Annotated in this window: 8 protein-coding genes; 2 read left to right on the top strand and 6 right to left on the bottom strand. The window is 62.2% G+C overall.

The window, feature by feature from the left end; genetic code table 11:
* Positions 1-70: 70 nt before the first annotated feature.
* The 3 genes from ACE04I_RS19450 to ACE04I_RS19440 all read right to left on the bottom strand — a co-directional run bounded on the left by ACE04I_RS19450 (position 71) and on the right by ACE04I_RS19440 (position 2,299).
* Positions 71-844, bottom strand: coding sequence for an amino acid ABC transporter substrate-binding protein (locus ACE04I_RS19450; protein ID WP_046794636.1), 774 nt, complete (start codon positions 842-844; stop codon positions 71-73).
* A 229-nt stretch (positions 845-1,073) separates the two neighbouring features.
* Positions 1,074-1,346 carry a DUF2312 domain-containing protein gene (locus ACE04I_RS19445; RefSeq protein ID WP_046794635.1) on the bottom strand — a complete coding sequence of 91 codons (273 nt, stop codon included), beginning with the start codon at positions 1,344-1,346 and terminating at the stop codon, positions 1,074-1,076.
* Between the two features lie 161 nt (positions 1,347-1,507).
* Positions 1,508-2,299, bottom strand: coding sequence for an N-formylglutamate amidohydrolase (locus ACE04I_RS19440; RefSeq protein ID WP_082118339.1), 792 nt, complete (start codon positions 2,297-2,299; stop codon positions 1,508-1,510).
* Between the two features lie 248 nt (positions 2,300-2,547).
* Here ACE04I_RS19440 and ACE04I_RS19435 point away from each other — a divergent pair, with 248 nt between their 5' ends.
* Both ACE04I_RS19435 and pyk read left to right on the top strand, forming a co-directional pair.
* A complete protein-coding gene (locus tag ACE04I_RS19435; protein WP_245282099.1) occupies positions 2,548-2,967 on the top strand; it encodes a DUF1036 domain-containing protein in 420 nt (139 codons plus the stop codon).
* Positions 2,967-4,406: a pyruvate kinase gene (pyk, locus tag ACE04I_RS19430; protein ID WP_046794633.1), complete on the top strand. Its 1,440-nt coding sequence runs from the start codon at positions 2,967-2,969 to the stop codon at positions 4,404-4,406. Before ACE04I_RS19435 ends, pyk begins: the two co-directional genes overlap by 1 nt.
* Before the next feature lie 56 nt (positions 4,407-4,462).
* On the opposite strand, the gene ACE04I_RS19425 is transcribed toward pyk, so the two are convergent.
* From ACE04I_RS19425 to ykgO, 3 genes are all read right to left on the bottom strand, one after another.
* Complete coding sequence (locus ACE04I_RS19425; protein WP_046794632.1) at positions 4,463-5,506, bottom strand: alpha/beta fold hydrolase; 1,044 nt, start codon at positions 5,504-5,506, stop codon at positions 4,463-4,465.
* A 27-nt stretch (positions 5,507-5,533) separates the two neighbouring features.
* A complete protein-coding gene (locus ACE04I_RS19420; protein WP_046794631.1) occupies positions 5,534-6,163 on the bottom strand; it encodes a tetratricopeptide repeat protein in 630 nt (209 codons plus the stop codon).
* Positions 6,164-6,258: 95 nt separating this feature from the next.
* Entirely contained in the window at positions 6,259-6,384 is a 126-nt protein-coding gene (gene ykgO, locus ACE04I_RS19415; RefSeq protein ID WP_003497670.1) for a type B 50S ribosomal protein L36, read from the bottom strand.
* Positions 6,385-6,450: the final 66 nt, after the last annotated feature.

The following is a 6,450-nucleotide window of genomic DNA, read 5'->3' as shown; positions in this document are numbered from 1 at the left end:
GCCCGGCGGCCGGACGCATCGAACTAATAGTTCATGTTGGTTGCGCGGGAAACCCGCAGGACACTTCAACCTATTTCGAAACGTCCTGTCCGAAATACTTTTCCGATATCTTCTGGTAGGTGCCGTCGGCCTTGATGTCGGCCAGCGCCTTGTTGATGGCTTCCAGAAGCTCCGGCTCTTCCTTGCGGATGATGATGCCGGAATATTCGGCGTTTTCCTGCTCGGCGGCGATCTTCACCGGCGCGTCGGGCTTCTGCTTCTTGAAGTCGAGGAAGGAGAGGCTGTCATTGATCGTCGCATCGGCACGGCGCGTCAGCACGAGCTGGATGGACTGATCGAAGCCGTCCGTTCCGACGAGCTCGGCGCCGGCCTGTTCGGCGAGCTTGCCGAAATTGCTGGTCAGCGACTGGGCAGACTTCTTGCCCTTGAGATCGGCAAAGCCCTTGATGTCCTCGTTGTCTTCCCGGACGATCAGGACGGCCTTCGAGGCGATATAGGGCTCGGAGAAGTCATACTTCTGCTTGCGAGCCTCGGTGATGCCGACCTGATTGATGACCGCATCGTAACGCTTGGCGTCGAGGCCGGCGATCAGCCCGTCCCATTTTCCCTCGATGAACTCGGCCTTGACGCCCAGCTTCGCGGCGACCGCCTCGCCGATCTCGACGTCGAACCCGACGAGCTTGCCGGTCGCATCATGATAGGTGAAGGGCGCATAGGTGCCTTCGGTGCCGATCTTGATGGCGCCGGCGGAATTGATGGCGGCGAGATTTTCGCCAGCGAGCGCCGGCATCAGGGCTGCCGCCTGGATCAGCGTGGCAGCGGCAATGGTTTTCAACCAACTCATTTCATTAATCCTTTCGAAGCTGGCAGATGGTGGCGCATACATCGCAGAAAATGGGAAGCTTCGAAGGAAAGAAAACTGCAAAGAAAACGGGCAGATGCAAATATTTTTCTCAAGCTTGCCGCAAGCCGGGTGGAGCGAGGCTAAGCTTCAAGAGTTCAGGGGCGCGAGGCAAACAAAAACCCGCCGGGAAGCCCGGCGGGTTGAAGGTATCGGATGGGGCGCGTGCCGATCAGGCGGCGTCCTGGTCCTGCGGTGCCTCGATCATGCCGAGCGCCTGCAGATAGGTATCGAGGATCAGGTCCTCTTCCATGCGCTCCTGCTCGTCCTTCTTGCGAAGCGCGATAACCTTTTTCAGAATCTTGGTGTCGAAGCCCATGGACTTCGCCTCGCCATAGACGTCCTTGATGTCGTCGGCGATCGTCTTCTTTTCTTCTTCCAGCCGTTCGATGCGCTCGACAAATGCGCGGAGTTGGTCGCGGGCGACGCCATGTGCATCAGACATCGAGTGTCTCCTGATCTTTGAAAATTCGAATGAGTGGTCGTCAACTGCCGAAAAGCCGCCGCAAGGTCAAGGGCGAATCCCCGACAGATCAACCATGCGCGGGTTTGTTCACGCCGAATGCGGCTTTTTGAGCATCCTCGGGTTCGGACTGGTGGAGATTTTCACGCCGGGTACGGCCCGGTACGCGAGGGAAACACTCTGTATTCGTGCAAGGCGGGATCGGCGTTGAGCGTGGCAAAGATCGGCGCAAGCCGTTCCGCCCAGGCTTCGATGCCGGCCTCGTCGCCGATCAGATCCTGCCGAACCTCCAGGAGCGCATGCGGCGTGCCGGACGTCATGCAATGCCGGTACATGGTGTCGCCGCGCAGCGCGCCGTCATAGGGCTCGTTGTCCCCGACCAGAATATCGCCGGGCTGACGCAGGAGTTCCAGGAAGGGCAGCACGGCACGATGGTCGCTGTCCCATAGCACGGCGGCGTGCCAGGGGCGGGGCACGCCCTTCCAGGCCGGCGTGAAGGAATGCAGCGAGAGCACGAGCGGCGCCCGGCCGGATGCGCCCGCCTTCGCGAGCGTTCTCTCCACCGCGCGGTGATAGGGGCGGTGATAGGTATCGAGGCGAAAATTCCATTCCTCATCGGTGATCGGATAATTGCCGGGAACGATCGCGCCGTCGGAAATCTTCATGACGAGGGTGGGGTCATCCTCGCCGCGGTTCGGATCGATCAGCAGGCGGGAGAAGCAGCCCAGCACGGCGGGCACGTTCAGCGTGGCGGCGAGCCTGCGCGTCAGGCCCTCTATGCCGATGTCGTAGGCGATATGACGCCGGAAGGCCTCGTCGGGCAGGCCGAGGCTTCCATAGGCCTGCGGCAGGCGGTTCATCGCATGGTCGGCGAGGAGCACCATGCCGCTGTCATAATCGCCTTCTATGATTTCGAAAGGAATGAAGTCCTGCATATGTGGAAAAGGTAATCCCGAAGTCCCGAACCGATCGGTGTTGATGACACGGGGGCGATGCCGGCGCAAGCTGCGTTCGCATGAAGGTGTTCCACCGGGAAGAAGCCTATAATCGATTAGACCTTCGTTGACTTTCGGAACCTGTCGCGCGAAGAAAGTCTCTCACGAATAACCATGGAGTCCCATCGGAAACCGTGTCGAAGAGATCCTCCGTTTTTCCCATCCGCTCCTTCTCAACTTTCCCGGCACTGGCATTCGCGGCGGCGCTCGGTGCGCCCCTCTTTATTGCCGATGCCGCGCATGCGGATTTCCGCGTCTGCAACGGGACCCAGAACCTGGTCGGTGTCGCGATCGGCTACCGGGCCGAGGAAGGCTGGACCACCGAAGGCTGGTGGCAGGTGCCGGCCTCCACCTGCGCCACGCTGATCGAGGGCGAGCTGAAATCCCGCTACTACTACCTTTACGCGGAGGATGCCGCCCGCGGCGGCCGCTGGACGGGCGACGTGAACATGTGCGTCGCCGAAAACGAGTTCAAGATCGGCGGTGTTCAGGATTGCTTTGCCCGCGGCTATCAGCGGATGGGCTTCAAGGAATACGACACCGGACGACAGGGAAGCTGGATGGTCCAGCTTTCCGATACGCCTGCTACGCAGGAAGGCCAGAATTGATGAAGCGTAATCGTAAAGTGAAAATCCTCGCGACGCTGGGTCCCGCCTCGTCCGAGGAGGAGATGATTCAGAAACTGCACGAGGCAGGCGCCGACCTCTTCCGCATCAACATGAGCCATGCCAGCCATGACGTGATGCGTAGCTTGATCAAGCGCATCCGTGCCGTGGAAGCCCGCTCGGGCCGGCCGATCGGCATTCTGGCGGACCTCCAGGGGCCGAAGCTGCGCGTCGGCAAATTCGCCGCGACCAAGGTTGCGCTGGCGCCCGGGCAGACCTTCACGCTCGACAATCGCGACGAGCCGGGCGACGAAACCCGCGTCTTCCTTCCGCATCCGGAAATTCTCGAAGCCGTCAAACCGGGCCACCGACTGCTGATCGACGACGGCAAGCTGACGCTCAAGGCCGAAAAGACGGACGGCAAGAGCATCGTCTGCACCGTCATCGCCGGCAATGGCATTTCCGACCGCAAGGGCGTGAGCCTGCCCGATACGCTGCTTCCCGTCGGTGCGCTGACCGACAAGGACCGCGTCGATCTCGACGCCGTGCTGGCTACGGACGAAGTCGACTGGGTGGCGCTTTCCTTCGTGCAGCGGCCGGACGACCTTGCCGAAGTGCGCAAGATCGCCCGCGGCCGCGTCGGCATCATGTCGAAGATCGAGAAGCCCCAGGCCCTGGAGCGCATCGACGAGATCATCGAGCTTTCCGATGCGGTCATGGTGGCGCGCGGCGATCTCGGCGTCGAAATGCCGATCGAAGCCGTTCCGGGCATCCAGAAGCAGTTGACCCGCTTGTGTCGGCGCGCCGGCAAGCCGGTCGTCGTGGCCACCCAGATGCTGGAATCGATGATTACCGCGCCGGTTCCGACCCGCGCCGAAGTTTCGGACGTGTCCATCGCCGTTTTCGAAGGCGCCGATGCGATCATGCTCTCGGCCGAATCCGCTTCGGGCCAGTATCCGGTCGAGGCGGTCTCGATGATGACGGCCATTGCCAGCCAGGTGGAGCAGGACCCGCTCTATCCGACCATCATCTATGCCCAGCGCGCCACGCCGGAGGCGACGGGGGCGGATGCCATCTCGCTTGCCGCCCGCCAGATCGCCGAAACGCTGAAGCTCTCGGCAATCGTCACCTATACCTCGTCCGGCACGACTGGCCTGCGCGCCGCGCGCGAGCGGCCGCAGGTGCCGATCATCGCGCTTTCGCCGATCATCCAGACGGCGCGGCGGCTTTCCATCTGCTGGGGCCTGCATTGCGTCGTCACGCATGACGCCACTGATCTCGATGACATGGTCAACCGGGCCTGCCGCATCGTTGTGTCGGAAGGTTTCGGCAAGCCGGGAGACCGGATCATCATTTCGGCGGGCGTGCCGCTCGGAACTCCCGGTGCCACCAACATGCTGCGTATCGCCTATATCGGCTCGGACGGCCAGACGGGCGTTTAAACACAAGCCTGGTTCAAGAAAAGGACCCGCCGGAGCGATCCGGCGGGTCCATTTCTTTATGAGGTCTTTTCGATCGAAAGGTCGATGATCGGCTCGAGTTCCGTTGCACGAGGGGCGAGCCTCGCTTCGGCAATGCGCGCGGCGGCCTCAAGGTCCCGCTCGAACCCGGAGAGTTTCTCTATTGCCGCGATTGCCACGTCGGTCGCCATGTAATCCGGCTTGTGACCGAGATTGCGGATGAAGACAAGTTCGGAACCGGCGATATCGCGGGCGAGGCCGCGCGAGTGGATTTCCTCGGCAACAATGGCGTCGCTGTCTCCGGTGACGATGATCGTCGGAGCCGTGATCTCGCGGTAGCGCGGCGAAACGCGGGTCACGTATTCATTCAGATTGGCCACGTCGATCGCATTGTGACGGAATGCCCTGGGCCTCAGCACCAGAGCCGGCGCGCCTTCCGAAAGATATGTCTCGGGTCGCGGATTGGGGTGGAAGACGGAGCGGGTGGCGCTCTCGATCAGCGCCAGTCCAGCCGGCAGCGCAAGCAGGCGGCTGAAGAGCCAGCCCGAAAGGGGGCGCCTGGCGAGCTTGTAGTACCAATCGATATCACCTGGCCAAGGATGCGTGGCGGGCGCAAGAAGGAGGAGGCCGAGTGTCTTTTCCGGATGATGAAGGGCGAAGCTCGCGGCGATCGCCGCGCCGAAGGAGTGGCCGCAGATGATGGCGCGCCCGATGCCGCGCTTCTCCATCAGCCTTGCGATCGCCGCCGCCTGCCCATCCGGAAAGCCGTTCTCCTGCCCGCCGCGTTCGGAATAGCCGTGGCCGGGGCGATCGACGAAAAGAAGTTCGGCGCGGCCTTCAAGCGGCCTGCGGAAAGCGGTCTCCTGATCCTTGAGATTGCCGCTTGCGCCATGGATGAAGACGATCGGCGGGCACTCCGCCGGGGCGCGGGCGGGGACGTGCAGCACGTTCATCGAAAACCCGCCCACGTCCACGAGTTCGCCTGCATTCGGGAATTCGGCCTCAATGGCGGAGGCCTTCCAGGCGGAGAAGCCGAAGGCGGCTGCGATCAGGCCGGCGAAAACGAGAGGCAGGAGGAGCATGGAAGGCAATATAGCAGCGGCCGGTTGTTACGTCCTGCTGCCCGCAAGCTTCTCGGAGATTTTCGTCACCGCCTCCTGCGCATCGCGATCGGCAGGGTAGACTTCGAGATAGCGTTCCCAGGCCTTGAGAGCGAGTTCATCCTCTCCGGCCTCGGTGAGGATCGCAGCCATGCCGGCGATCGCGCCGAAATGGCGAGGCTCGCGCTTCAACACCTCGTTGATGTCGCCCATGGATTTGCGTTTGTTGCCCATGGTGTAATGCAGGGTGGCGCGGCGGTTCCAGGCCTCCGTATAGGCCGGCTGCAGCAGCGTTGCCCGATCGAGGAAATCGAGCGCGGCGGCGTTGCGCTTCTCCTCCGCGGCGGTGGAAGCCCACTGCATCAAGAGGTTGACGGTGGGGCTGCCGGAATCGCTCATCTCGGCGGCTATCTGGCTTGCAATGCCGCGCGCCTTTTCCGGGTTTCGCTCGCGCTTCAGCGCCTCGAACAGCGGATCAAGCGGATTGGCGGGCTCTGGGGCTTCCGCCTGCGGAGCGGGCGAAGGTGCCGTCGCCTCGGGAGCCGGGGAGGGAGCTACCGCATCGGGCGCCTGCGCCCAACCGGGCGTGGCGAGAAGGGCAGTGCCGAGAATCAAGGTCGCGAAACGAAAACAGCGCATGCGGATAAGGTAATCCGCATGCGCTGAAGTTCAAACCCGAATTGTCGCGTTATCGACAATGTGATCAGCGGCAGCGCAAAAGCTGCCGGTATCGATCAGCCCTGACGGGCCTTGAAGCGCGGGTTCTGCTTGTTGATGATGTATACGCGGCCCTTGCGGCGAACCAGACGGTTATCGCGATGACGAGCCTTCAGCGCCTTGAGCGAGTTCTTGATCTTCATTGTACTGGTCCAGCAGTCTGTGGGCCTTTTCAGGCCGCTTGTCTTTCTATCAATCAAAAGCGCGCC

Source organism: Rhizobium moroccans (assembly GCF_057559155.1).
Note: the sequence above shows the minus strand (reverse complement) of the source record. Positions and strands in the feature narration are given on the sequence as shown.

What these genes read in the sequence shown, in the direction of transcription:
- pyk (WP_046794633.1), top strand. Translation starts at nt 2,967, where the DNA reads ATGAAGCGTAATCGTAAAGTGAAAATCCTCGCGACGCTGGGTCCCGCC.
- ACE04I_RS19450 (WP_046794636.1), bottom strand. Translation starts at nt 844, where the DNA reads ATGAGTTGGTTGAAAACCATTGCCGCTGCCACGCTGATCCAGGCGGCA.
- ACE04I_RS19440 (WP_082118339.1), bottom strand. Translation starts at nt 2,299, where the DNA reads ATGCAGGACTTCATTCCTTTCGAAATCATAGAAGGCGATTATGACAGC.
- ACE04I_RS19445 (WP_046794635.1), bottom strand. Translation starts at nt 1,346, where the DNA reads ATGTCTGATGCACATGGCGTCGCCCGCGACCAACTCCGCGCATTTGTC.
- ACE04I_RS19425 (WP_046794632.1), bottom strand. Translation starts at nt 5,506, where the DNA reads ATGCTCCTCCTGCCTCTCGTTTTCGCCGGCCTGATCGCAGCCGCCTTC.
- ACE04I_RS19420 (WP_046794631.1), bottom strand. Translation starts at nt 6,163, where the DNA reads ATGCGCTGTTTTCGTTTCGCGACCTTGATTCTCGGCACTGCCCTTCTC.
- ykgO (WP_003497670.1), bottom strand. Translation starts at nt 6,384, where the DNA reads ATGAAGATCAAGAACTCGCTCAAGGCGCTGAAGGCTCGTCATCGCGAT.